The sequence below is a fragment of the Ideonella aquatica genome, assembly GCF_018069755.1.
Classification (GTDB): Bacteria; Pseudomonadota; Gammaproteobacteria; order Burkholderiales; family Burkholderiaceae_C; genus Ideonella; species Ideonella aquatica.
On sequence record NZ_JAGQDE010000002.1, the window covers coordinates 428116 to 453388 of the forward strand.

Sequence of the window (25273 nt, forward strand, 5' to 3'; positions counted from 1 at the left end):
GGGCAATCAGCGGTCAAGGACGACGCGCAGCAGCAGCGCCGGGGCCGGGGTGTCGCGGGTGGCCAGCAGCAGGCCCTGCTCGGTCAGCGCGTGGGTGTCGACCTGCCAGCCGGCCTGCAAGAAGCCGGCGGCGGTGGGCTCGGCGGGCACCTCGGGCCAGGGCCGGCCCAGCAGCCAGTCGCCCAGGGCCTGCAGCGGCAGCGGCTCGCCCAGCAGTTCGGCGGCCAGGGTGCTCAGGCTGTCGAAGCGGCGGTCGCCGCCAGCGTCGGTCAGCACCACGCCAGTGTCGTCCCAGCGCGCCTCGGCCAGGCGAGCGCCCAGCGGGCCATCCAGCGCGAGCCGGCCAATGCGGGCATCGCCCTGGTACTCGAAGCCGGCGGCCACGCTGCGCAGCGGCGGCGCGTCGGCCGGGCCCACGCGCAGCAGCAGCCGGCCGCTGCGGGCGGGCACCGCAGGTGCCGCCGCGCGGTGGGCGCAGGCACTGAGCAGGGCAGGGGGCAGCAGCGCCAGGCACAGCGCGCGGCCCGCGGCGCGGCGCCTCACTGGGCTGGCGCCTTCAGCCGCGCCATCGTGGCGCGCACGGCGTCGGCACTGCGGCCGCCGGCCAGGCCTTCGCGGAACACCGCCAGGGCCTCGTCGCGCCGGCCCTGCACCCACAGCACCTCGCCCAGGTGGGCGGCCACATCGGGGTGGGGGCGGGTGGTCCAGGCCTGGCGCAGCAGGCGTTCGGCCTCGTCCAGCCGGCCCGAGCGGTATTCAAACCAGCCCATGCTGTCGGTGATGTAGGGATCACCGGGGGCCAACTTCAGCGCCTTGCGCAGCAGCTCGCCGGCCTCGGCCAGGCGGATGTTGCGCTCGGCCAGCGAGTAGCCCAGCGCGTTGTAGGGCTGGGCGTCGTCGGGCTTGAGCGCGGCAAGGCGGCGCAGCAGGGCTTCCATCTCGTCGAAACGGTTCAGCCGCTCGGCCGACATGGCCTGCTCGTACATCAGCGTGGTGTCATCGGGGTCGGCCTGGCGCGCCAGCTGCAGCAGCGCATGGGCCTCGGTCCAGCGCTGGGCGGCACGCAGCACCTGCAGCTCGGCCAGCAGGCGGGCGCGGGTGTCGGCGTCGTCGCTGACCGGTGCCTCGCGCACGCGGCGGCGGGCCTCGTCCACGCGGCCCTGCTGGGCGACGATCTCGGCCTGGCGGGTCAGGGCGCTGAGCGTGAGGCGATCGGGCGGGATGCGCGCCAGCCAATCCAGCGCCACGCCGAACTCGCCACGCATCGCTGCGGCCTGGGCCAGCAGTTGCACGGTCATGTCGCGCAGACGCTCGGTGGCCTCGCCGTGCGGCACGGCCTCGGCGGGGGGCGAGGTGTCCAGCTCGCGCAGCGCGCGCTGCAGGGCTTCGTCGGCTTCGGCCGGGCGGTGCAGGTCCAGCAGCATCGCGCCCAGGCTGAGCCAGCCCTGCGGCAGCTCGCCCTGTTCAGCCAGGGCCTGGCGGGTGTGCTGCACCGCCTCGACCAGGCGCTGGCGCTGCTCCAGCGAGCGGGCATAGGCCAGGCGCACCGCTGGCGGCTGGCCGGGCTGGGCCAGGCCGGCCTGCACCAGGGTCTCGGCGGCGGGCACGGTGGGCATCAGCTCGACGGCCAGCAGCAGCGGGCCCATCGCGGCCGGGTCGTCGGCCTGGGCCTTGCGGGCCAGCGCGAAGGCGCGCTCGCCCTGCCCGGCGGTCATTGCCACGCGGCCCAGCGACACCCGAGCGGCGGTGCGGGTGTCGGGGGCGTCCATGAAGGGTGAGAGCGCCTGTTCGGCCGTCTGCAGCATCTGCGCCCGGTCCTTGGTGCCTTCCAGGAAACGCGGCAGGCTGCTGATCGTGGCCGAGCGCTGCGACGGCTCGGTGAGCTGCAGCAGGGTGCGCAGCGGCTCGCCCAGCTCGCCCACGCGGTCGGTGGCGGCCAGCATCTGCACCTGGGCGCGCACCGCAGCCACCGAGCGCGGCTGCGCCTGGCGCCAGGCGCGCGCGGCCAGCAGCGCCTGGTCGCCCGAGCGGGCCTGCACGGCCAGCTCGATGGCGCGCTCGAAGACCACGGGGTCGTTGACGCGCCGGGCGGCGTCGAGCATCACCTCGTAGGCATTGCCCAGACGGCCCGAGTTGGCCTCGAACTCGGCCACCATCAGCTGGTAGAACATGGGCGCATCCAGCGCCGAGGGCTGCGGCGGCGGCTCGGCCGCGGTGCTGGCCGGGGCCGCCCCGGCCGGAGCGGTCTGCGCCACAGCGGCCAGCGGCGCCAGGCCCAGCAGGGCCGCCAGCAGCGTGGGCGTCCAGCCGGGGCGGGCGCCGAGGGCGGTCAAACGGGGGGCGGACTGTCGCGGCATCGGGGCTCCTGCTGCGGCCGATTCTAGTGGTCCACCCTGGTGATGCGGCTCGGCCGGGATAATCCCGCCATGCCAGAGTTGCCGGAAGTCGAGGTCACGCGGCGCAGCATTGCTGCGGTCGAGGGCGCCCAGGTCCAGCGCCTGCGCCTGGGCAAACCGCTGCGCTGGCCCTTGGGCCGGGCGCCCGAGGACCTGGCGGGCTGCCGCATCGGGCCGCTGGGTCGGCGCGGCAAGTACCTGCTGATGCCGCTGCAGGGCCCGGAAGGCGGCAGCGCCGGCGTGCTGCTGTGGCACCTGGGCATGTCGGGCTCGCTGGCCTGGCTGACCGGGCCGCATGCCGCCAACTCGGCGGGCCTGCACGACCATGTCGACCTGCTGACCGACCAGGGCCTGCTGCGCCTGACCGATCCGCGGCGCTTCGGTGCGGTGGTCTGGTCGGCCTCCTTGCAGCAGGACCCGGCGGCCAAGCTGCTGGCCGGCCTGGGCCCCGAGCCCTTTGACGAGACGCTCACCGACGCCCGCTTCCTGGCTGCGCTGCGGACCCGGCGCAGCCCGATCAAGCCGGCGCTGCTGTCGGGCGAGCTGGTCGTGGGCGCGGGCAACATCTACGCCAGCGACGCGCTGTTCGAAGCCGGCATTGACCCCCGCACGCCCTGCCACCGCATCGGTCCGCGGCGGGCGTCGCGGCTGCTGGCGGCGGTGCGCCAGGTGCTGGCCGAGGCGATCGAGGCCGGCGGCTCCACGCTGAAGGATTTCCGTGATGCGCATGGCAGCGTCGGCCAGTACCAGCAGGCGGTGCGGGTCTATGGCCGCGAGGGCGAAGCCTGCCGGCGTTGCGGCCACGCGATACGCCGGCTGTTGCAAGGCCAGCGCGCCACCTATTACTGCCCCGGTTGCCAGCGCCGCTGATACGATCGCCCACTGACCGTGAAGACCCGCGACCCCGCCCTGGACACCGACCCGACCGCCCTGCAGCCGATGCTGGTGCCGGGTCTGGATGCCCTGACCGACTGGCGCCTCGCGCTGGAGCGCGACCTGGACGCGCTGACCCGCTTCCTGGTCGAGGGCGAGTTGCTCTCCAGCTCGGCCCTGCAAACCGCCCAGTCCCTGCGCCAGCGCCTGGCCAGCGACAAGCTGGTGGTGGCCTTCGTGGCCGAGTTCTCGCGCGGCAAGAGCGAGCTGATCAACGCCATCTTCTTTGCCGATGCCGGCCAGCGCGTGCTGCCGGCCACGCCCGGCCGCACCACCATGTGCCCGGTCGAGCTGAGCTGGGACGAGCAGGAGCTGCCCACGCTCGATCTTCTGCCCATCGACACCCGCCGCGAAGGCATCTCATTGGCCGAGTGGCGCCGCCAGCGCGAGCGCTGGCACCGCGTGCAGCTGGACCCGTCCGACATGGCGGCGCTCTCGCGCGCGGTGGTCGAGGTCACCGCCACCCGCCATGTCAGCATCGATCAGGCGCGCGCGCTGGGCCTGTGGTCCGACGAAATCGGCGCCGACAACCCGCCGGTGGCCTCGGATGGCCAGGTCGAGGTGCCCGCCTGGCGCCACGCCATCATCAACTTCCCGCACCCGCTGCTGCAGCGTGGCCTGGTGGTGGTCGACACCCCGGGCCTGAACGCGATCGGTGCCGAGCCCGAGCTGACCCTGGGCCTGCTGCCCAGTGCCCATGCGGCGCTGTTCGTGCTGGGCGCCGACACCGGCGTCACCCGCTCCGACCTCGACGTCTGGACCCAGCACCTGGGCGGCCAGGGCCTGAGCTGCTTTGTCGTGCTCAACAAGGTCGACACCCTGGCCGACCCGCTGGCCACCGAGGAAGACCGCGAGGCCGCGATTGAGCGCCAGTGCGTCAACACCGCCGAGACCCTGCACATCGACCGCGACCGCGTGTTTCCGGTGTCGGCGCGCATGGCACTGACCGCCCGCCTGGAGGGCGATGCCGAGCGCCTGAGCGCCAGCCGGCTGCCGGCGCTGGAAGCCGCGCTGACGCAGAACCTGCTGCCGCAGCGCCAGCGGCTGCTGGGCAAGACGGTGATCGGCGGCGTGCAGTCGCTGCTGGAGCACGCCACGCGCCGCCTGCGCGACCAGCGCCGCCACAATGCCGAGCAAATGCTCGAGCTGCGCGGCCTGCGCGGCAAGAGCCAGGGCCGCGTCAACCAGATGCTCACCCGGGTGCGCGCCGACACCACCGAGTTCGAGCGCTGCACCGCCCGTCTGTCGGCGCTGCGTGCCGTGCACGCGCGCATGCTGCGCGGCACGCTGCGCTCGCTCTCCTCTGAGCGCGTGCGCGAGGCGGTGAACGCGCTGCAGCAGACCCTGGGCAGCAGCTGGTTCAACCTGCGCGCGCGCGCCGCCTTCGGCGAGCTGTGCCAGCGCCTGGTGGCCCACATCGACAAGGCCGCCCACGACTGCACCGAGATCGGCCAGATGCTCGAGGCCTCGTTCCAGCAGCTCAACGCCGAGTTCGGCTTCTCGCTGGTGCTGGAGCCTGCGCCCGACCTGGCGGTCTTCCGTGAGGAGCTGCAGCTGATCGAGCGGGGCTATGCGCGCTACTTCGGCGTCACCCGCATCGTGCGCATGACGCAGGACGGCTTCAATGAGCAGCTGCAGCGCATGCTGGTGTCCAAGCTGCGCACCGTGTTCGAGACCGCGCAGGGCGAGGTCGAGGCCTGGAACCAGGCCGCCTCGGCCATGATCGACGGCCAGTACCGCGAGCGGCGGCGCAGCTTCAAGCGCCGCGCCGAGGCGCTGGAGCGCATCCTGCAGGCCACCGGCGAGCTTGAGCGCCGCCTGGCTGAGGTCGAGGCCCAGGACCAGCGCCTGCTGGCGCAGGTGGACCAGGCCTATGACCTGGGCACCGCGGTGCGCCAGCGCGCCGAGCGCGGCCCGGCGGCGCTGCCCTCAGCCACCGGCCGCAGCCCGCTGACGCTGGTGCGCAGCGACGGCGCCATGGCCCCGTCGCGCCGCGCGTGAACCCGCCGCTGCCCGACATCGCCGGCCCGCTGGTGGCCTGGCAACGCCGCCACGGCCGCCATGCGTTGCCCTGGCAGGGCACGCGCGACCCCTACCGCGTGTGGCTGTCCGAGATCATGCTGCAGCAGACCCAGGTCAGCACCGTGCTGGGCTACTTCGAGCGCTTCCTGAAGCGCTTTCCCGACGTCGCCGCGCTGGCCGCCGCGCCGCAAGATGACGTGCTGACGCTGTGGGCCGGCCTGGGCTACTACAGCCGCGCGCGCAATCTGCACCGCTGCGCCCAGCAGGTGGTGGCGCAGCATGGCGGCGCCTTTCCGCGCAGCGCGCAGGCGCTGCAGGCATTGCCCGGCATTGGCCGCAGCACCGCGGCGGCCATCGCTGCCTTCTGCTGGGACGAGCGTGTGCCCATCCTGGACGGCAACGTCAAGCGCGTGCTCACCCGCGTGCTGGCCTTTGACGGCGACCTGGCCGAGACCCGCCATGAGCGCGCGCTGTGGGCCCAGGCCCAGGACCTGCTGCCGCTGCCAGCGCAGGACATGCCCGCCTACACCCAGGGCCTGATGGACCTGGGCGCCACGCTGTGCAGCCAGCGCCAGCCGCGCTGCACCGACTGTCCGCTGCAGGCCCATTGCCGCGCCCGCGCCGAGGACCGCACGGCCGAGTTCCCGCGCAAGACCCGCAAGCTCAAGCGCAGCCGGGTGGCGCTGACCTGGCTGTGGCTGCGCCGCGCCGACGGCGCCCACTGGCTGCTGCCGCGCCCGGCGCGCGGCGTGTGGGCCGGGCTGTGGAGCCTGCCCGAGTGCGCCAACGTGGCCGAGGCGCAGGCGGCGGTGCAGGGCTGGCAGGGCACGGCCACGCCGGGCGAGACCTTTACCCATGTGCTCACCCACCGCGACCTGGTCATCACGCCCTGGCAGTTCCGCTTCAGTGGCGAGGCGCCGTCGGCCGAGCAACTGCAGCACCGCTGGCCCGGGGGGCGCTGGCTGGCCCCGGCCGAGCTGGATGCGGTGGGCTTGCCCGCGCCGTTGACGCGCCTCCTGCGGCGCTGATCTGGCCCTGATCAGGCGCTGATCAGCCCCTGCTGCAGCAGGAAGGCGTGTACCACCTGCAGCCGCGCCAGCGGGTCGTCCAGCGCCAACAGGCGCTGCCGCGCCTGCAAGGAGATGGGCAGCAGCTCGCACCAGCGGTGCGCCACCCAGCCGGCGTCATCGGGGCGCGCGGCGCCGGCCAGCCAGTGCGGGTCGCGCGCGGTGATCGCGGGCAGCGCGCGGGTCAGCGCATCGGCGGCGCCCTGCAGTGCCGCGCCGGGCGGCAGCGGCGGATCCTCGGGCAGCCACTGGATGTCCTCGGCCTGCCACAGACCCAGCGTCTGCGCGCTGGCGCGACCAAAGCGGAAGCGCCGCCCGCCCTCGCAGCGGATGCGCAGCAGCCCGGGGCGCTCGGCGTCCACATCGCGCAGCAGCGCCAGCGTGCCCAGGTCTTCAAAGCGCACGCCCTCGTCCTGACCGGGCAGGCGCACCTCGGTGCCCTGGGTCAGGCAGACCACGCCGAAGGGGCTGTTCTCGCGCAGGCAGCGGCCGATCAGGTCCAGGTAGCGCGCCTCGAACACCTTCAGCGACAACGCGCCGCCGGGGAACAGCACCGCCTGCAGCGGAAACAGCGGCAGGGACTGCGGCAGATCGCTCACGCGGCGGGCGCCAGCTCGCGGTGGCGGCGCAGCGTGGCCACGCGGCCGGCAAAGCGCCGCGCCAGCTGCTCGACGATGTAGACCGAGCGGTGCTGGCCGCCGGTGCAGCCAATCGCCACCGTCAGGTAGCTGCGCTGGTCGTGCTCGAAGGACGGCAGCCAGTGGCGCACGAAGCCATCGATCATGTCCACCATCTGGCCCACCTCAGGCTGCGCCTGCAGGTAGTCGGCCACCGGCGCGTCCAGGCCGGTCTGCACGCGCAGCTCGCGGATGTAGAAGGGGTTGGGCAGCACGCGCACGTCGTACACCAGGTCGGCGTCCAGCGGCACGCCGCGCTTGAAGGCAAAGGACTCGAAGACCAGCGTCAGCCGGCTGCCTTCGGCGCCCACCAGGTCACGCACCCAGCTGCGCAGCTGGGCCGGACGTAGCTTGGAGGTGTCCAGCACGGTGGAGCGCTCGCGCAGCTCGGCCAGCAGTGTGCGCTCCAGCTCGATCGCCTCGAACAGCGCGCGGTGGGCGTCGCCGTCGATCACCGGCTTGCTCAAGGGGTGCGGGCGGCGGGTTTCAGAAAAGCGCGTCACCAGCTGGGTGGTGGTGGCGTCCAGGAACAGGCTGCGCACCACCACGCCTTCGGCGCGCAATTGATCCAGCACCGGGCCCAGGTGGGGCAGCGAGCCGGCGGTGCGCACATCCACCGCGATCGCCATGCGGCGCACGCCGTGCTCGGTTTCGACGCGGATGAAGTCGCGCAGCAGCTCGGGCGGCAGGTTGTCGACGCAGAAGAAACCGGCGTCCTCCAGCGCATGCAGCGCCACCGACTTGCCCGAGCCCGCAGTGCCGGTGACCAGCACCACCTCGCGCTGCGCGGTGGCGGCCAGCGGGTTGAGCTCGTCCTCGTCCTGGCTCATCGTGCCTCTCCGGCACCTTGGCGGATCAACTCCTGTGCATGGGCCAGGCTGGTGCCCGCGGCGCGCTCGCCGCCCAGCATCCGGGCCACTTCGGCCACGCGGGCCTCGCCGGCCACCGGGGTGACGCGGCTGAGCGTGCGGCCGGCCTGCTCGGCCTTGGCCACCACATAGTGGCGGTCGGCGCAGGCGGCCACTTGCGGCAGGTGGGTCACGGCCAGCACCTGGGCGCGCTGGCCCAGGCGCTTCATCAGACGGCCCACGGTGTCGGCCACGGTGCCACCGACGCCCGAATCAATCTCATCGAAGATCAGCGTGGCCGGGCCGCTGGCCTGGGCCTGCACCGTGGTCACCGCAATCGCCAGCGCCAGGCGCGAGAGCTCGCCGCCCGAGGCCACCTTGGCCAGCGCACGCGGTGCGCTGCCGGCGTGGCCGGCCACGCGCAGCTCCACGCTTTCCAGGCCAAAGGCCTGCGGCTCGTCTTGCGGCAGCAGGGCCACTTCAAAGCGGCCACCGGCCATGCCCAGCTGCTGCATCGCCTCGGTCACGCGTTCGGCCAGCGGGCCGGCGGCCTTGTGGCGCGCCTTGCTGATCTTGCGTGCCTCGGTGCGCCAGGCGGCCTCGGCGGCGTTGGTGCGGGCCTGCAGGCCGTCCAGGTCGGCGGCCTGGTCCAGCGCGCGCAGCGCGGCTTGCCATTCGGCCAGCAGCGCCGGCAGTTCTTCAGGCGGGCGGCGGTAGCGGCGCGCCAGGCTCATCCAGGCCGACAGGCGGGCGTCCAGCTCAGTCAGGCGCGCCGGGTCGAGCTCGGCGCGCGACAGGTAGGCGCGCAGCGTGTGCGCGGCGTCGTCGATCTGGGCCTGCGCGTCGCGCAGTGCGGTCAGTGCGGGCGCCAGCCGGGCGTCAAACTCGGCCACGTCGTCCAGCGCGTCGATCGCGCGGGCGGTCAGGCTGCTGGCGCTGGCGTCGTCGTCGTCCAGCTGGGCGGCGGCGCGTCCCACCGCATCGATCAGCGCCTGGCCATGGGCCAGCCGCTGGTGCTCGGCGTTCAGCGCGGGCCATTCGTCGGCGCCGGGCGCCAGGCGCTCCAGCTCGCCAATCTGCCACTGCAGGCGCTCGCGCTCATTGGCCAGCTCGTTCTGGCGGGTACGGGCGTCAGCCAGCGTCTGCGCGGCGGCGCGCCAGTCGGCAAAGGCCTGGGCCAGGGCGCGGGTGTCCACGCCGGCCTGTTCGTCCAGCAGCGCGCGCACCGCGGCCGGCCGCGTCAGGCCCTGCCAGGCGTGCTGGCCGTGGATGTCCACCAGATGATCGGCCGCCTCGCGCAGCTGGGCCACGGTGGCCGGGCTGCCGTTGACAAAGGCGCGGCTCTTGCCCTGCGCATCGACGATGCGGCGCAGCAGCAGCTCGTCGCCGCCCTCGAAGCCGGCCTCGTCCAGCCAGCCGGTCAGCGACGCGGGGCAGTCAAAGGTGGCGGTGATCTCAGCGCGCGGCGCGCCCTCGCGCACCACCAGCGCTTCGGCGCGCGCGCCCAGCGCCAGTTGCAGTGCGTCGACCAGGATGGACTTGCCGGCGCCGGTCTCGCCGGTGAGCACACCAAAGCCCGCGCCGAAGTCCAGATCGAGCGCGTCGACGATGACAAAGTCCTTGAGCGTCAGATGCTTGAGCATGTGGCCCTCTGGGCGGAGTGGTTACACCACCCCCTCGTACCAGCGCAGCTTGCGGCGCAGCGTGGCGTAGTAGCTCCAGCCGCGCGGGTGCAGAAAGCGCACCGACTGCGCCGAACGCCGCACCCGCACCTGGTCGCCATGCAGCAGGCTGGCCAGACGTTGGGTGTCAAAGCTGGCGCTGGTGTCGCGGCCGTTGACGATGGTGATTTCCACCTCTTGCGAATCGGGCAGCACGATCGGCCGGTTCGACAGCGTGTGCGAGGCAATCGGCACCAGCAGCCAGCCGCCGATCGCCGGGTGGATGATGGGCCCGCCGGCCGACAGCGCATAGGCGGTGGAGCCGGTGGGCGAGGCCAGGATCAGGCCATCGGCGCGCATATTGGCGACAAATTCGCCGCCAATGTCCACCCGCAGCTCCACCATGCTGGCAAAGGCGCCGCGGCCCACCACCACATCATTCAGCGCCAGACCCTGAAAGATCTGCTCACCGTCGCGCCAGATGCCGCCTTCGATCATCGAGCGGCGCTCTTCCTCGTAGTCGCCCTCCACAATCGGGCCCAGCGCCTCTTCCCAGTCGGTGGCGCGCACATCGGTGATGAAGCCCAGCCGGCCCTGGTTGATGCCTACCAGCGGCAAGTTGTAGGCGGCCAGCTCGCGGGCGATGCCCAGCATCGTGCCGTCGCCGCCCACCACCACCGCCAGGTCACAGGCGGCACCGATCTGCTCGGGCGTGAGCGCGCCGTAGTCGTTCCAACCGGTGTTGAACGCGGTGTCGCGGTCGACCGAGACTTCCAGACCGCGGCGCGACAGAAACTCGGCGATGCGCTCCAGCATCGGCCGAATGCCCTGGGCCTGGTACTTGCCGATCAGCGCGGCATGGCGAAAGCGCACGGTCATGGTGTGGGGAATTACACCACAGGGCCTCTGGCGTTCCAGGGCCTCGGCGGGCATGTCCGTACAATGAAAAGCATGCTCGACGAGCGCGCCCGTTCCCTGCTGAAAACCCTGGTTGAACGCTACATCGCCGACGGCCAGCCGGTGGGTTCGCGCACGCTGTCCAAGGCCAGCGGCCTGGAGCTGTCACCGGCCACCATTCGCAATGTGATGGCTGACCTTGAGGACATGGGCCTGATCGTCAGCCCCCACACCTCCGCCGGCCGCGTGCCCACCGCGCGCGGCTACCGGCTGTTTGTCGACACCATGCTGACGGTGCAGCCGCTGCAGCTGGACCACCCGCCAGCCGACATGGCCGCCGCGCGTGACCAGCTCCACCCCGACCAGCCCCAGCGCGTGATCGCCCAGGCGGCCAACCTGCTGTCCAGCCTGTCCAGCTTTGTGGGCGTGGTGACGGCGCCGCGCAAGAGCAGCGTCTTCCACCACATCGAGTTCCTGCGCCTGGGCGACAAGCGCGTGCTGGTCATCATGGTGGCACCCGACGGCGACGTGCAGAACCGCGTCATCTTCACCGCCCACGACTACACCCAGAGCGAGCTGGTGGAAGCCACCAACTACCTCAACGCCCACTACGCCGGCCTGGCCATCGATGAAGTGCGTGCCCGCCTGAAGGGCGAGATCGACCAGCTGCGCGGCGAGATCGCCACCCTGATGCAGGCCGCTGTGCAGGCCGGCACCGAGGCCATCGCCGATTCGCAAGAGCAGCTGGTGGTCAGCGGCGAGCGCAACCTGCTGGGCGTGCAGGACTTTGGCAACGACATGGGGTCCTTGCGCAAGATGTTCGACCTCTTCGAGCAAAAGACCCAGCTGATGCGCCTGCTCGACACCTCCAGCCGCGCCGAGGGCGTGCGCATCTTCATCGGCGGCGAAAGCCGCGTCGTGCCCTTCGAGGAGCTCTCGGTGGTGTCCGCCCCCTACGAGGTAGACGGCCGCGTGGTGGGCACACTGGGCGTGATCGGCCCCACCCGCATGGCCTACGACCGCATGATCCAGATCGTGGACATCACCTCCAAGCTGGTCAGCAACGCCTTGTCGGCGCCGCGCTGAGCGGCGCCAGGGCGGTTGGTTCCTCTGCCTACAATCGCCCCCTTCGGGCCGCTAGCTCAGTCGGTTAGAGCAGAGGACTCATAATCCTTTGGTCCGGGGTTCGAGCCCCCGGCGGCCTACCACCCCCATCGGCGCGGGATGCGAGCGTATGGGGACCGTGATCGCGAGCCTGTCCAAGCGCATCGACGTGTGGCTGCGTGGCTTTGCCTTCATCCCATCTGAGGATGTCGCACGCCGGAAGGCTGCTTAGTCTCTGGGCCTTGTTCATTCTTGGACTGCAGAGGAATGCCCATGTGACTGCCAACTCAATGCGCCGTCGCCGCACTGTGCGCTGCTTCCAGCATGGCCATGGCGCGACAGGTCATCAATGAGAGCTTCACCGATGGCTTCATCGCCCCAGTCGCCATCGAGACACTGGGCAACGGCGCAACGCTCAAGTCGACCGCGCGCAAATTCTCGGTCAAGGTCGCCGGTGGGTCGTGTGGCTCCTGTGGTCAGGCCGATGCCGTGAGCTTCTATCCGGCGACTGCGCCCCTGACCGGCAACTTCGTGACGGACCTGGAGTTCGTCCAGGATGGCCGAACGGCCGTCGACGGAAGCCAGGTGCGCAGCGGCATCTACCTGGAGATGAAGGTGAATTCCCCTGACCATGTTGCCGGCAGCGTCTCGGTGTCGCTGACGGGCGACTTCCGGTCGAACGGAACCGAGTTCCACGGCGCCACCGGGATGTCCTTCATCGGCAACGCGCTGGCGGGCTTCCAGGAGACCGCGATTCCCAAGACCGATGTGTCCTCGGGTGCATGGACGATGAGCCTGAGCCGGAGCGGTTCAATGTGCACGATCAGGCTGCTGGATCCAGCGGGTGTGGATCGCCTGGGCATGGCTCCGGTTTCGTGCTCCACCGAGCCACTCATCCCGGCCGTGGTACTTTTTTCCGGCTCAGGAGGTGACACTGCGAAGAATGGCACATACGGGGCAAGCCTGAAACGCCTGCGCCTCACGGCCGACTGACCCTGGGGGCCCAGCCCGGCCCATCATTTCGGCTGCGATCTGTGGATTTGAGGTCGGGCCGGAATCTCGCTACAGCGGAAAACTAGAGTACGGTCGCCCGTGACCAGGCTGCTGAGCAGCCCAGGAGCGTGAGCGATGAAGAAGAGCAAGTCCACCCAGGCGCGGTGTGCGCCCGCCTCGCCCCGTCACCGAATCACGACATTCAGGCCGCTGAACCTCAGCTGCGGCTGAAGCACCTGGCCGGTCATGGTGCAGGCCACCTCCTCGGTCTCGTCCTGCCCGGTCACGCGGATGCTCTTGTCTGTGTCGCACAACTGGTCGGTCAGCCAGCCGTTGGCCTGGTACCTGGAGAAGCGGAGCTGGCTGCCCTTCCCACATCGACCGGAGACCCCCTGCATTGGCTCGGCCACCAGACGCCGCGCCTCGACATAGACGTTGACCCGGCACATGCCCGCCAAGCGATCGACCGGGGCCTGGCCGACCGCCTTCATGCGCTGTTCGAACTCGGACAAGTCCGAATCCGTGGCGACACGGAGCTGCACGCCGGTCAGGTAGGTTCGCTCACGCGCTCCCGACACCTCACCCGGTTTGTTCGGCAGGGCGAGCCGCTGTGCCGCAAGGCCGTCACCGCTCAAGCCGCGAAACTCCAGCGTTACCCGCGGGCGCAGGCATTCGCGGGAGGCCGGTGCCGCCTGGTCCTTCTCGCACAGGACGAGATACAGGTCCTTGGGTTTCCCGTCCACGGTCCGGCTTCTCAAACGTGCCGAGTACTCGGGCCCGGGCCCCACCTGCACCGATTCCACCTCCGACAGCGGAACAATCCAGTTCTTCGTGCTGAACAATCCAGGTTCCCGGAGGTGGACATACCACTGCGGGCTTTTCAGATCCAAGGGGTCTGCCACCGTGTCATTGCGGTCCTCGTGCCGCGTCCACCCCCCGTCCGGCACGAACTTCAACGTCAAGCGCCCTGAAAGCTCGTCCATCCGAGCCCCGTCCACCATGAACACCGGTGGGGGCGGCACTTGGCGGGGAGGCGCTTGCTCGCCTGCCGCACCGGCGTCGGCCGCGTTTAGCAGAAGCATAGAAAACACCCAGGCGCAGGGGGTCCATTGGAAACGTGTGGCCATCGTCAGTCTCGTGTCGAAGCGGTGCAGGAGAGGGCGGTTCTTGTCGCAACACGCCTTATCGACGGCTCCTCCATCGCCTTAAGTGCGGTCTGAATCAATCGCCACGCGCCGTGCTTGGCGTCGAGGCGAAGCACTGAGAAGATGCGCCCCCTGAAGCAGCGCGGCCTGGGCTTGGGACAGGCGGCCTAGTGGATGAGGGCCGCCGATCGTCTCGGCCCCACTCACCCAGCCCCTCATCCCCCCGCCGTCGCCCTCACCAAAGCTGCATGCAACGCCGCCGGCGCCACCGGCTTGGTCAGGAAGTCGTCCATGCCGGCCTTCAGGCACAGCTGGCGCTCCTGCGCCAGGCCGACGGCGGTCAGGCCGATGATCGGCAGGTGGCGGGTGCTGTCGCGGCGGCGAATGCGTTCGGCGGCCTCGCGGCCGCCCATCACCGGCATGTGCAGGTCGAGCAGCACCACGTCGAACGCCTGGTCGTCGGTGTCCAGCGTCTCCAGCACCTCGCGGCCGTTGTTCACCGCCACCACGCTGCACTGCCAGGCTTCCAGCATCGCGGTGGCGATGAGCACGTTGACCTCGTCATCCTCGGCCAGCAGCACGCGCAGGTGCAGCGGGGGCAGGGCCTGGGGGGCTGGCTGCGCGGGGGCCGGCTGCGGCAGGTCCACGGCCGGCAGGGGCAGTTCGGCCCAGAAGGTGCTGCCCTGTTCGGCGGTGCTGCTGGCGCCCACGGTGCCGCCCATCTGCCGCGCCAACTGCTTGCAGATCGACAGGCCCAGGCCGGTGCCGCCGTAGCGCGCGGCGGTCGTGGCGTCGGCCTGGCTGAAGGGGCGGAACAGGCGCTTGAGCACCTGGGGCGCGATGCCGATGCCGGTGTCCGACACCTCCAGCCGGATGCCCGATGAGGCGCCGCGCAGCGCGCGCAGCGTCACCTGGCCGTCAGAGGTGAATTTGACCGCGTTGGCCACGTAGTTGACCAGGATCTGACGCACGCGCATGGCGTCGCCCAGCACGTGTGCGGGTAGGTCCGGGGCCAGCACCATCTCCAGCCGGATGCGCTGGTGGGCCGCGGGCATCACGTGCGCCTCCCACACCGACCGCACCAGCGCGGGCAGGTCGAACGGCGCCTCGGTGAGGGTGAACTGGCCGGCTTCGATGCGGCTCATGTCCAGCACCTCGCCCACCAGTTGCGCCAGTGTGTCGGCGCTGTGCTCGATGCGCCCCAGCATCTCCAGCATCCGCGGCGAGGCCTGCGCCTCGGCGCGCGCCATCCGCACCAGGCCCAGGATGCCGGCCAGTGGCGTGCGGATCTCGTGGCTTAGCTGGGCCATGAAGGTGGCCTTGGCCTGGTCGGCCTTCTCCGCCAGGCGCCGCTCGCGCTGGGCGCTGGCGATGGCGCGGCGCTCTTCGCTGTCGTCGCGGAAGTGGATCACGGTGCCGCTGCGCTGTCCGTTCTCGCGCAGCGCCGACACATGGATCACCACCGGCGTGGCCTTGCTGTCGTTGCGCGGGATGTTGCCGTGGTAGCGCCCCGGTCGCCACAGTTGACCGCGCGCCTCGGCCTTGCCGGGGCGCAGTGCCGCGGCGTCCTTGGAGAGCTCGGTGAACAGGCCGTGGATCGACCAGCCCTCCACCTGTTCGCGCGGCATGCCCAGCATCCGCAGCGCCTCGCCGCTGGCGAACTGGCAGCGGCCCTTGGCATCGGCCACCAGCACGCCCAGGCCGAAGGTCTCGGTGATGCGGCGCAGGAACTCGGCATGGCCGCGGGCTTCGCGCTCCAGCTGCTTCTGGCAGCTGATGTCGGTGCGCAGCGACACATAGCGCTGGGGCAGGCCCTGCTCGTCCAGCACCGGCACGATGGTCGACTGCACCCAGTACAGGCTGCCGTCCTTGCGGCGGTTGGTGAGCTCGCCATGCCAGACCTGGCCGCTGGCGATGGTGCGCCACATCGCCTCGTAGAACGCCGGCTCGTGGTGGCCGGATTTCAGCAACCGGTGCGACTGGCCGATCAGCTCCTCGCGGCGGTAGCCGCTGATCTGGCAGAAGCGGTCATTGGCGTAGACGATGGTGCCCTGCAGATCGGCCACGCTGACGATGGCGTGCTCGTTCAGTGCCTGCAGCAAGTCGGGCTGCAGCGACGCGCTGGGCATGGCCGAGGCCGCATCGCCGCCACCCGCGTGGCGGCGCAGTGGTGGCTGAAGGCGCTGTCGCCGGGCGGTGTCGGGTGCGCCAGTGGGTGCTGGTGAAGACGACTTGAGGGGCATCGACGAGGCGGGCGCAGGGTCGCAGCCCTGCTGGGCAAAACGTTGGGGTGAAGTGCTCGGACAGGCGGCCATGGCAACACCGGCGGGCCTCGGTGCGGGCACGGCCTGTCGCGTCTGATTGTCGGAACGGACAGGGGTATGGCATAGTCATTTATTGACACGCAGTTGTCGTTCAAGGACTGTCCATGCCAATGACTGGAAGCCGCGTGCAGCCGGGGTTTGCCGCCAGCGCCGTGCCCGCCCGCTACCTCTGGCTGCTGGCGGACCACCTGGTGTCGCTGGGCCATGCGGTGGAGCAGCCCCTGGTCGCGGCCGGCCTGTCGGTGGCCCAGCTCAGCCACCCGGCCGCGCGGATCGACCGCCAGCAGCTCTCTAAGGCGCTGCAGCAGCTGGCCGCAGCCACTGGCCGCACCGACCTGGGCTTCGAGCTGGGCATGCAGCTCAACCTGGGTCTGGCCGACGAGCTGGGCCAGCTCTTCCTGAGCGCGCCCACGCATGCCGCCGGCCTGGCCTATGCCAGCCGCTACCTGCCGTTGATGACGCCGTCATACCGGCTGCACATCGAGCGCACGGCCGAGGGTCTGCATGCCACCGCCGAACCGACCCGGCCCTTGCCTTATGACGTGGCCGTGATGGGGCTGGAGGTGGTCCTGGCCGCCACCTACCGCTTCGCCGTGTTCATCAGCCAGTCCAGCAGCTTTCCGGTGACGGTGTCGGTCAGCTGGCCCGCGCCGCCCCACGCGCACCGCTACCGCGAACTCAAGGGCGTGCAGCTGCGCTTCGGTCGGGGCGACCGGCCGCGCCTGCACCTGCTCATCCCCACGGAGCTGGCCGAGAGGCCGCTGCCCATGGCCAACCACCTGGCCGCCAGGGACCTGGAGGAGGCCTGCGAACGGCGCCTGCGCCAGCTGTCCCAGGGCCAGTCCTGGACCGAGTGGGTGATCACGATGCTGCGCGACGTGGAAGACCGTTTCCCAACCCAGGCCGAACTGGCCGCCCAGATGGGCATCTCCCCGCGCACCCTGGCCCGCGCCCTGCTTGCCGAGGGCCGCGAGTACCGTGAACTGGCGCAGGATCTGCGCCACGCCCAGGCCCGGCAACTGCTGCGGGGCACCGCGCTGTCGCTGGCCGAGATCGCCCACCGCCTGGGCTACAGCGACGCCGCCAACTTCAGCCGGGCATTCCGGCGCGTTGAGGCGCTGAGCCCCGGGCAGTTCCGCAGCGCGGCGAAAGCAGCCGCAGCCCATTCATCGGCGCTGCTGCGGCCCCGGGGTGGCAAGATGCCTCGGACAACCGGAGACAGCCATGAACCTGGGTGAGTTGCAAGCCGAACTGCGCCACTTCGCCGCTGAGCGCGACTGGCAGCCGTTTCACACGCCCAAGAACCTGTCCACGGCGTTGATGGTGGAGGCGGCCGAGCTGGCCGAGATCTTCCAGTGGCAGACGCCCGAGGAGTCGCGTCTGGTGCCTCAGCGGGCCGACGTGCGGCAGCACGTCGGCGAGGAGCTGGCCGATGTGCTGCTGTACCTGCTGCAGCTGGCCGACCACTGCCAGGTGGACCTGCCGCTGGCGGTGCGCGACAAGCTGGCGAAGAACGCGCAGAAGTATCCCGCCCGGCAGCAGATCCCGCGGCCGCAGCCGCCTCAGGCTGCGGTGTCCGGGGTGCATGTGCTGCTCGACTTTGAGAATGTCCAGCCCACCAACGCCGAGCTGCGGGCCCTGGTGCCGCAGGCTGGCCAGGTTTGGGTGTTCCATGGGCCGCATCAGCGGCAGGTGGCCAAGCGCTTTGCGTCGTTCGGCGAGCACGTCACCGCGGTGCCGATCAGCAAGACGGGCAAGAACGCGCTGGACTTTCATCTGTCGTTCTACATGGGCTACATCGCCTCGCGCAACCCCGAGGCCTCGATGGTTGTGGTGGCCAACGACAAGGGCTACGAGCCGATGTTGGAGCATGCGCAGGCGATGGGCTTCGTGGTGCGTCGCCAGCCATTCCCGGCAACGTCGGCCCCCGCGAAGAAGACCACGGCGAAGGCAAGCACGGCGAAACCAGCCACGGCGAAGAAGACACCCGCGTCCCGCCCTGCAGCAGCGGCGCCGAAGAAGGCGGCGCCGGCCACACGGGCCCCCACCAAACAGGCTCCCACCAAACAGGCGGCCCCCAAGAAGGTGCCAGCGAAGAAGGTGTCCGCCAAAAAGGCGCCAGCCAAGAAGGTGCCAGCCAAGGCGCCCGCGGCAGGCCCGTCCGCGGCGCCGGCCACCGCGGTGTCGGCCAAGGATCTTCAGCGCATCACCGAACAGCTGAGCAAGGCCGGCGACAAGCGCCCCACCAAGCTGGGCCGCCTGCGGGGCCTGCTCAAGTCGTTGCTGTCAGCGCAGACCGGTGATGCGGTGATCGAGTGGGCCCTCCACCAGCTGGAGGCGGCCGGCACGGTGGTCGTCGGCTCGAACAACGATGTCCGCTATCCGCGGTTCCTGGCCGCCTCAGCGCCAGCGGGCCGCTGATGACCCGGCATCACCCGCCTGCCTTGAACGCCACCCACTGCGCCGTTGGCATCTCCTCCAGCTCCAGCAGGGCGCCTTCGCCCGGTGCGCTCAGGGGCTCATCGGGCCACAGCACCTGCCAGGTGTGCAGGAACAGGTCGTAAAGCGCGTGCTCGGTGTAGGGGAACTGGTCGCCGCAGTAGTCGCGCAGGCGGATGCCGGGCGTGGTCAGCAGGTGGTCCAGCCCCAGTTTCAGCCAGGGCAGGTCGCCGGCGGCCTCTGCGGCCAGGCGCACTTCGTCGATCGAGGCGTCGAAGTCGGCGGGGTCTTCGGACGGTTCGTCGCTGCGGCCCAGGTAGCCCAGGGCGATGCGCCGCAGGTACCCGCGCAGCATGGTGTTGCTCAGTTTCATCGGGGGTCCAGGGGGGTGGAAAACGGGTTCACATCGGCTTGGTGTAGCTGCCGGTCTCGGGGTCCCAGTCTTCGGTGATGGGGTACTGGGTCACGATGATCCACTCGCCAACGTACTTGCTGATGGTGGTGCCGTTGAAGATCCGGCCGTTGTAGGTGCTCATCCATTCGCTGGGCTTGAAGTGCGCGTCCAGCTGCTTGATGTTGTCCACGTACAGTTTCTGGGGGTCGAACAGCACGAAGCGGAAGATCGTCTTGGTCCGGGTCAGGCCCTGGACCTTGGTGTGGCTTTCGTAGATGCCGGCGCCGCCCAGCCGGCCCTTGGTGGTGTCGAGCTTGGGCAGCTCCTTCAGGCCCAGCACGGCAGTGTCGATGGGCTTGGGGTGCTCGATGTTGATTTCATACTCGGTCGCGCGGCCGAAATCCAGCTCGGTGGCGTTGGGCACGAAGCCGCCGGCCGAGCTGGCTGTGGCCTCCTCGATGGCCTTGTCACGCGTCTCCAGCCAGCTGGCGGGGTCGTCGAACTGGCTGGCCGAGGCCGAGCGCGCCTCGTGCCCGTCGGGGGCGATGCCGGTGGTGATGCGGGTGATGAGCTGCGGCTCGCCAATGTCGGGTGGCGGGCCATGGCGCGCCATGCTGTGCCCGCGGCCGTGGCTGCTGGCGTCCACGGCCTTGGCGGCGGTGATGCACATGGCGCGGCAATCGTTCAGCAGCTGGCGGTAGCGCGTGCCGGCTTCCTTGTAGCGCGCCGCCTGGGCGTCCTTGTCGGCGTCGGTCAGTCGCTGCTCGATGGCATTGGCATCCAGCGGCGTGTAGATCGCGCCGGCCTGCCCCGGCACCTTGGCGGCGATCGCGGCCAACTGCTTCTTCACGGCCAGCGCCTGCTCGCGGGCGTCGATGTAGCTGCGCGCCTCGTCGATGGTGGTGGCCAGCGTCGTGAGCAGTTGCAGTGACTGGGCAAAGTCGTTGCGGGTCTGGGCCGGCAGCTTGGCCGCGGCCAGCTCGTCGGCCAGCCGCTCCTGGGCCTTGACAGGCGCCAGGCGGGGATGCACCCGGGCATAGGACTTTTCCACCCGTGCCAGCTCGACCTGGTAGCCCTGCAGCGCCTGGTCCAGCGCGGCGAAATCGGCCATCAAGGCCACGTCGTCCAGCTGTTCGGTGGCCTGCTTGAAGCGCTGGGCGGCCGCCTGGGCGGTGTCCTCGGTGGCGGTCTTCGCGGTCTTGGCGGCCGCCTCCAGAACATCGTCCAGCGCCTGCAGCCGCGCCAGCTCGGTGCCCGGGATGCCGCCGCGCAACTGCAGCAGTTGGGCGCGGCGCTGGTCGTAGGCGTCCAGCGCGTCGAGCAGTTGCGTGAGGTGGCCGAGCAAGGTCAGCGCTTCGTCGTACTTGGCCTCCACGCCGGCCTTGTCGGCGGCGGGCTGGAGCAGGGCGAGCTTGATGGCGCCGCGCCCCTGGTCCAGGCGCTGGGCCAGTGCCCCGGCCTGGGCCAGGTAGCTGGACGCGGGGGTCAGCACCAGCTTCAGGGCCTGCAGCGCCTGGGCGGCGTCCTTGTGCTTCTGGCTGGCGGCCAGGTTCACGGCGGCGTCGTAGTCGGTCTTCAGGCGCAGGCCGATGGCGGTGGTGCCATAGAGCTGCTGCAGCGGGTCGTAGCTGCGCTTGATCTCGGCCAGCGCGCGGCCGTAGTCGGCACCGTCGGTGAACAGGGGCTTACTGCCCAGCAGCGTGCTCAGCGCCAGCTTGGCAGGGCCCCAGTCCTGGCTCAGTGCCTTGCTGTCGCCCTGCTGCAAAGCGGTGTCGATGAGCTGCTTGTCGGGTGGCTGATAGATGGCGGGGTCGCTCTTCAGGACCAGCACCTGGCGCTTCAGCGCGGCGTAGGCCTGCATCTCCACCAGCCGGTTGGACAACGTGTCCAGCAGGCCCACCGCGGCCACGTAGTCCTTGTCCGTGCTGCCCTTCTTGCGGGCGTTGGAGTACTCCACGTCCAGCTGGTTGTGGCCCGGTGTAACCTGCTCGGCCTTGACCTGGCGCAGCCGCGCTTCGTCGTCGGCCACGAACCTGGCCATGCGCCGGGTGTAGGCCACCACCTCGTCCAGCTTGGCCTGGGCCGGCGCGCCGCCCAGCGCGGCCCGGAAGTTCGCCAGCTTGCCCCTGGCGGCCACCCAGTCGCCGTTCTTGACGTCGGCGGCGGCGGCCTGCAGGGCCAGGTCACACTGGCCGTTCAGCGTGACCGCCTGGCCGGGGTCTTCGAGCTGCACATAGATGGTGATGGCCATGTGGATGGCGTCACGCTCACGGGCAAAGGCGATCGCCGCGGTGACGGCGTCGTCCAGCGTCTCAAGCTGCTTGCGCTGGGTCTGGACCTCGCTGGCCAGGCTGGCCTGGCCCAGAGCGGTGTCGATGGTCTGCAGCCGCTTGAGCAGCAGCTCGCGGGAGGCGGCGTCCAGCTCGGCGTTCACCGCCTTGAGCCGCTGTGCCACCTGCGCGCGTTCCCCGTCGGCCAGCCGGCGGGCCTGGCCCAGGTCGGTGGCGGCCTGGATCGGCTCGGTCAGCGCCTGGACCTTCAGGGTCAGGGCCTGCACCAGGTCGGCGTAGCGCAAGGCAGGGGCCTGCTGTTCCAGGGCGATGAGTTGCTGCAGCAAGGTCTTGCCGGCCGCCTCGCCGATGCGGCCACGCGCTGCCTTGAGCTGCTGGCGCCGCTGCTTGACCGCCTCGGCCAGGTCCTGCTGCGCCAGCACCAGCGCGGGCTGCGCCCGCTCGATGTGCTCAAGCAGGGTGCTCAGCGTGCGGTTGGCGTCGGCATAATCCTGCGTGGTGCTGCCTGCCGGCTTGAGTTGGGTGAACTGGGTGGCCAGGGGCTCGGGCAGCGGTGTGAGCGCTTTCAGCAGGCTCGCGCCCCGCGTCTGCAGGCACTTGAACAGCTGCTGCTGCGCCTTGAGCTGGTCGTCGGCACGGCCGGGCAGCTCGGCCCAGACCTGGGCCTCCAGCAGGGCCAGTGGCTCGATCAGGGCCCGGATGGCGGGATCGTCCTTGTGGCTTCTGGCCTGCTCGGCCAGGCTGGACAGGCGCTGGTACTGGTCGCTGAGGCGGTCGAAGCTGGCCTTGTCCAGCTTGTGCAGGTCCTTCAGGCCCTTGGCGATCTGCTCGTTGTGCGTGTAGAGCGCCTTGGAGTCGCCCACCAGACCCATGCCCAGCAATTGGCGCGCCTTGTCGCACCAGTCGCGGGCCTGGCGGATCTTGTCGTCGTCGGTGTCGCTCATCAGCCACTCCTGGTGTGGCAGCCAGCGCGTCTGGCCCCTCGGCGGATCGGCGGATGTTGCCACCGGACGGGGGGCTCCACAAGGCAGCGCAGCCCTACACTCGGCGGCCATGCCCACGTCCCTGAAGACGCTCGAGGCCTTCAGCGCCGCCGTCCTCGCCCTTGACCAGCTCCCTCCCAGCGCGTCACCCGCGCGCCTGATGGCCGAGGGCATGGCGGCGCTGCGGCAGCTGCTGCCCTTTGACGCCGCCTGGTGGGGTGAGTGCTCCGGCGGCATGGACGGTTTGGCGCCGCGCAACTGGCTGAGCGGGCGGCTGAACCTGGGGGCCGACTTTGCGCGCGAGTGGAACCGCATCGGGGCGGTCGATCGCTTTGCGGCGGCGTCGATGCAGCAACTCGATGCCGCCGTGTGGTCCAGCGGCTATGCCGACCCCGAGCCGGCGGTGGAGGCCTTTGCCACGCGCCACGATCTGTTCCATGCCATGGCCATCACCCGCGCGCTGCCGGGCAGCGGGCTGATGCATTTCATCTCGCTGTACCGCGGCCAGCATGCGCCGGCCTTTGATGCGGCGCAGCGGCGGGTGTTCGAGCTGTTCAGCGCCCACCTGATGCAGCGCTGGAGCCGGCGCGTGACCGCGCTGCTGGGGCAGTCACGCGTGGGGGCTGATGCGCATGCGCTGGTGGATGCGGCGGGCGAGTTCGTCTACCTGGATGCGCGGCTGGGCCTGTGGCTGCGCGAGCGCTTTCCGGCCTGGCAGGGCGCGCAACTGCCGGCCGAGCTGCTGCCCGGTCTGCGCTCGGGCGCCACGGCCCTGAGTGTGGGGCGGCGCCGGCTGTCGCTGCAGCGCTGCGGCGAGCTGTGGCTGCTGGGCCTGGCGCCGCAGCGCCGCGCGCCGCTGCTGCCGCCGCGCGAGCTGGGCGTGGCGCTGCTGTATGCGCATGGCCACACCCACAAGCAGATCGCCCGCGAGCTGGGCCTGTCGCCCAGCACCGTGCGCACCTACCTGCGCGATGCCTACCAGCGCCTGGGCGTCAGCACCAAGGCGGCGCTGGCGCGGCGGCTGGAGGGTCAGTCGCTGCCGGCGCCCAAGTCTTGACCCTCCTCAATTGAGGAGGTCAACGCAGGCGCTGCCTGCCTACCGTTGCCAGGCCATGTCTGGAGCAACGGAGGAGCAATGACATCGAGCAAGACGATCGCGGCCATCGCCGCGCTGGCCGTGGTGGCCGCGCTGGCGGCCGGCTGCAGTGGCGGCGGCGGTGAAGCGCCGGCCGACCTGGTGCTGCGCAGCGGCAAGGTGGTCACCATGGATGACGGCCGGCGCGTGGCGCAGGCGGTGGCGGTGCGCGATGGGCGCATCGTGCTGGTCGGCAGCGATGCCGAGGTGATGCCGCATGTCGGCCAGAAGACCCAGGTGGTGGACCTGGGTGGGCGCATGCTGATGCCCGGCTTCATCGATGCCCACCTGCACGCGCTGGCCGGCGGGCGCGCGCTGCTGCTGTGTGACCTGGCCTATGCGCCGCTCACGCGCAGCCAGTTGGCCGCCAGGTTGCAGGCCTGCGTGGATGCCACGCCCGAGGCCGGCGCCGATGTCTGGCTGGAGGCGGTCAACTGGGACCGCCAGTCCACGTCGTCGCTCGATGCCGACCCCACCCGCGCGCTGCTCGATGGCCTGACCACGACGCGGCCGATCGCCGTGACCTCGTCGGACTTCCACACCGTGCTGGCCAACTCGCGCGCGCTGGCGCTGGCGGGTGTGAGCGTCGCCACGCCCGACCCGGCCGGCGGCCGCTTCCTGCGTGACGGTTCGGGCGCACCCACCGGCATCTGCGAGGACGCCGCCGGCTTTCAGCTCAAGGCCGCCATCCCGCCCGACAGCGAGGCCGACCAGCTCAAGCAGGGCCGTGCTGCCCTGGCGGCGCTGCGCGAGCAGGGCATCACCAGCTTCATGGACGCGGCCGCAGGCGAGCCGCACCTGCGCGTGTTCCAGTCGCTGCGCAGCAGCGGCGAGCTGACCGCGCGCGTGCAACTGGCCCTGAACCTGGACCCGGCCGAAGCCATCGCCAACCCCGCGCAAGCGATCGCCGAGGCCCAGGCGCTGGCCCAGAGCACCGCCCGCACGGTGGACACGCCGGCCCCGGCGGTGCGCGCCCGCTGGGTCAAGGCCTTTGTGGACGGCGTGGTGAATGCGCCGGCCGACACCGGCGCCATGCTCAGCCCCTACCTGCGCAATGCCGGCACCGACGCCGCGCCGCGCTGGGTGCCCGGCAGCAACCTGGGCCAGCTCTACTACGACAGTGCCACGCTGCAGGCCCTGCTGGGTGCGGCGGCCGATGCCGGTCTGGACCTGCACTTTCACGCCACCGGCGACCGCGCGGTACGCACGGCGCTGGACAGCGTGAGCGCGGTGCGCCAGGCCCGCCCCGGTCTGGACATGCGCCCGGCGATCGCGCACAACGAGACCGTGGCCGTTGCCGACTACCCGCGCTTTGCGGCGCTGGACGTGATGGCCACCATGTCCTTCCAGTGGGCGCAGCGCGCGCCGTACTCGATCGGTGACACCGAGAACCACCTGGGGCCCGAGCGCTTCGCCCGCATGGAGCCCTCGGGCAGCCTGCGCCGTGCCGGCGCCCGCGTGGTGCATGGCAGCGACTGGCCGATCGACCCGTTCGACACCTTCCTGGCGCTGAAGATCGGCGTGACCCGCTCGGGCGACCCCACCAACCCGCACAGCGCTGCCTTCATCGCGCCGGTGTTCGAAGGGCCGATCAACGCCGACCCGGGCCTGTCGCGTGACGACGTGCTGGCCGCGATCACCCGCCACGCCGCGCACCAGCTGCGCATGGAGCAGCAGCTGGGCACGATCGAGGTGGGCAAGCTGGCCGACCTGATCGTGCTGGAGAAGGACTTCCTCACCGTGCCCGACGAGGCCCTGGGCCGCAACCGTGTGCTGCTGACCGTGGTCGGCGGTCAGCCGGTCTTTGCCACCGGCGTCTTCGATAGCCTGGTGGCGGGCCAGCGCCAGCAGCTCAATGCCCGCGCCAAGGTGCTCAGCGCCCGCGGCTCGGCCGGCCATGTGATCCCGTCCACCGTGCCCGGCGCGCCGCACGGGCATGGCGATGGGCACAACCACTGAGCTCG

19 protein-coding genes and 1 tRNA gene are annotated in these 25273 nt (G+C 70.9%); 10 read left to right on the forward strand and 10 right to left on the reverse strand.

Annotation, left to right across the window (positions count from 1 at the left end; translation table 11 throughout):
• Positions 1–6: 6 nt before the first annotated feature.
• Positions 7–543 carry a lipoprotein insertase outer membrane protein LolB gene (locus KAK06_RS24025; RefSeq protein ID WP_210800642.1) on the reverse strand — a complete coding sequence of 179 codons (537 nt, stop codon included), beginning with the start codon at positions 541–543 and terminating at the stop codon, positions 7–9.
• Positions 540–2357, reverse strand: coding sequence for a tetratricopeptide repeat protein (locus tag KAK06_RS04185; protein WP_210800644.1), 1818 nt, complete (start codon positions 2355–2357; stop codon positions 540–542). Before KAK06_RS04185 ends, KAK06_RS24025 begins: the two co-directional genes overlap by 4 nt.
• Positions 2358–2426: 69 nt before the next feature.
• On the opposite strand from KAK06_RS04185, the gene mutM reads away from it, so the two are divergent.
• The 3 genes from mutM to mutY are packed head-to-tail and all read left to right on the forward strand — an operon-like array spanning position 2427 to position 6379.
• Positions 2427–3266, forward strand: coding sequence for a bifunctional DNA-formamidopyrimidine glycosylase/DNA-(apurinic or apyrimidinic site) lyase (gene mutM / locus KAK06_RS04190; protein ID WP_210800646.1), 840 nt, complete (start codon positions 2427–2429; stop codon positions 3264–3266).
• An 18-nt stretch (positions 3267–3284) separates the two neighbouring features.
• Positions 3285–5330 (forward strand): dynamin family protein, encoded by a 2046-nt coding sequence (locus tag KAK06_RS04195; protein WP_310741031.1) that lies wholly within the window; start codon positions 3285–3287, stop codon positions 5328–5330.
• Positions 5327–6379, forward strand: a complete 1053-nt coding sequence (gene mutY, locus KAK06_RS04200) for an A/G-specific adenine glycosylase (protein ID WP_310741032.1) — start codon at positions 5327–5329, stop codon at positions 6377–6379. Before KAK06_RS04195 ends, mutY begins: the two co-directional genes overlap by 4 nt.
• 11 nt (positions 6380–6390) lie before the next feature.
• Here mutY and KAK06_RS04205 read toward each other — a convergent pair whose 3' ends face one another.
• From KAK06_RS04205 to KAK06_RS04220, 4 genes are read right to left on the reverse strand one after another with little or no spacing between them, the layout of a single operon-like run.
• On the reverse strand, positions 6391–7017 hold the full coding sequence (locus tag KAK06_RS04205; protein WP_310741033.1) for an LON peptidase substrate-binding domain-containing protein: 627 nt from the start codon (positions 7015–7017) through the stop codon (positions 6391–6393).
• Complete coding sequence (gene rapZ / locus KAK06_RS04210; RefSeq protein ID WP_210800648.1) at positions 7014–7925, reverse strand: RNase adapter RapZ; 912 nt, start codon at positions 7923–7925, stop codon at positions 7014–7016. Before rapZ ends, KAK06_RS04205 begins: the two co-directional genes overlap by 4 nt.
• Complete coding sequence (gene recN / locus KAK06_RS04215) at positions 7922–9586, reverse strand: DNA repair protein RecN (RefSeq protein WP_210800649.1); 1665 nt, start codon at positions 9584–9586, stop codon at positions 7922–7924. Before recN ends, rapZ begins: the two co-directional genes overlap by 4 nt.
• A gap of 21 nt (positions 9587–9607) precedes the next feature.
• Positions 9608–10483, reverse strand: a complete 876-nt coding sequence (locus KAK06_RS04220) for an NAD kinase (protein ID WP_210800650.1) — start codon at positions 10481–10483, stop codon at positions 9608–9610.
• Between the two features lie 72 nt (positions 10484–10555).
• Here KAK06_RS04220 and hrcA point away from each other — a divergent pair, with 72 nt between their 5' ends.
• From hrcA to KAK06_RS04235, 3 genes are all read left to right on the forward strand, one after another.
• The gene (hrcA, locus tag KAK06_RS04225) at positions 10556–11587 is read left to right on the forward strand and encodes a heat-inducible transcriptional repressor HrcA (protein WP_210800651.1); all 1032 of its coding nucleotides are present in this window, start codon (positions 10556–10558) and stop codon (positions 11585–11587) included.
• Between the two features lie 45 nt (positions 11588–11632).
• Positions 11633–11709, forward strand: a tRNA-Ile gene (locus tag KAK06_RS04230).
• Between the two features lie 226 nt (positions 11710–11935).
• Positions 11936–12598 (forward strand): hypothetical protein, encoded by a 663-nt coding sequence (locus tag KAK06_RS04235; protein WP_210800652.1) that lies wholly within the window; start codon positions 11936–11938, stop codon positions 12596–12598.
• A 185-nt stretch (positions 12599–12783) separates the two neighbouring features.
• On the opposite strand, the gene KAK06_RS04240 is transcribed toward KAK06_RS04235, so the two are convergent.
• The gene (locus tag KAK06_RS04240) at positions 12784–13725 is read right to left on the reverse strand and encodes a hypothetical protein (protein WP_210800653.1); all 942 of its coding nucleotides are present in this window, start codon (positions 13723–13725) and stop codon (positions 12784–12786) included.
• A 233-nt stretch (positions 13726–13958) separates the two neighbouring features.
• Positions 13959–15872, reverse strand: a complete 1914-nt coding sequence (locus KAK06_RS04245) for a PAS domain S-box protein (protein ID WP_210800654.1) — start codon at positions 15870–15872, stop codon at positions 13959–13961.
• 299 nt (positions 15873–16171) lie between these two features.
• Between KAK06_RS04245 and KAK06_RS04250 the strand changes: the two genes are divergently transcribed.
• Both KAK06_RS04250 and KAK06_RS04255 read left to right on the forward strand, forming a co-directional pair.
• Positions 16172–17305 carry a helix-turn-helix transcriptional regulator gene (locus tag KAK06_RS04250; protein WP_210800655.1) on the forward strand — a complete coding sequence of 378 codons (1134 nt, stop codon included), beginning with the start codon at positions 16172–16174 and terminating at the stop codon, positions 17303–17305.
• Positions 17292–18488: a nucleotide pyrophosphohydrolase gene (locus KAK06_RS04255; RefSeq protein ID WP_210800656.1), complete on the forward strand. Its 1197-nt coding sequence runs from the start codon at positions 17292–17294 to the stop codon at positions 18486–18488. The genes KAK06_RS04250 and KAK06_RS04255 overlap by 14 nt, the downstream gene beginning before the upstream one ends.
• A 10-nt stretch (positions 18489–18498) precedes the next feature.
• Here KAK06_RS04255 and KAK06_RS04260 read toward each other — a convergent pair whose 3' ends face one another.
• The gene (locus tag KAK06_RS04260; RefSeq protein ID WP_210800657.1) at positions 18499–18879 is read right to left on the reverse strand and encodes a hypothetical protein; all 381 of its coding nucleotides are present in this window, start codon (positions 18877–18879) and stop codon (positions 18499–18501) included.
• 28 nt (positions 18880–18907) lie between these two features.
• Complete coding sequence (locus KAK06_RS04265; protein WP_210800658.1) at positions 18908–22135, reverse strand: coiled-coil domain-containing protein; 3228 nt, start codon at positions 22133–22135, stop codon at positions 18908–18910.
• A gap of 109 nt (positions 22136–22244) precedes the next feature.
• Between KAK06_RS04265 and KAK06_RS04270 the strand changes: the two genes are divergently transcribed.
• Positions 22245–23231 carry a helix-turn-helix transcriptional regulator gene (locus tag KAK06_RS04270; RefSeq protein ID WP_210800659.1) on the forward strand — a complete coding sequence of 329 codons (987 nt, stop codon included), beginning with the start codon at positions 22245–22247 and terminating at the stop codon, positions 23229–23231.
• Between the two features lie 78 nt (positions 23232–23309).
• A complete protein-coding gene (locus tag KAK06_RS04275; protein WP_210800660.1) occupies positions 23310–25268 on the forward strand; it encodes an amidohydrolase in 1959 nt (652 codons plus the stop codon).
• Positions 25269–25273: the final 5 nt, after the last annotated feature.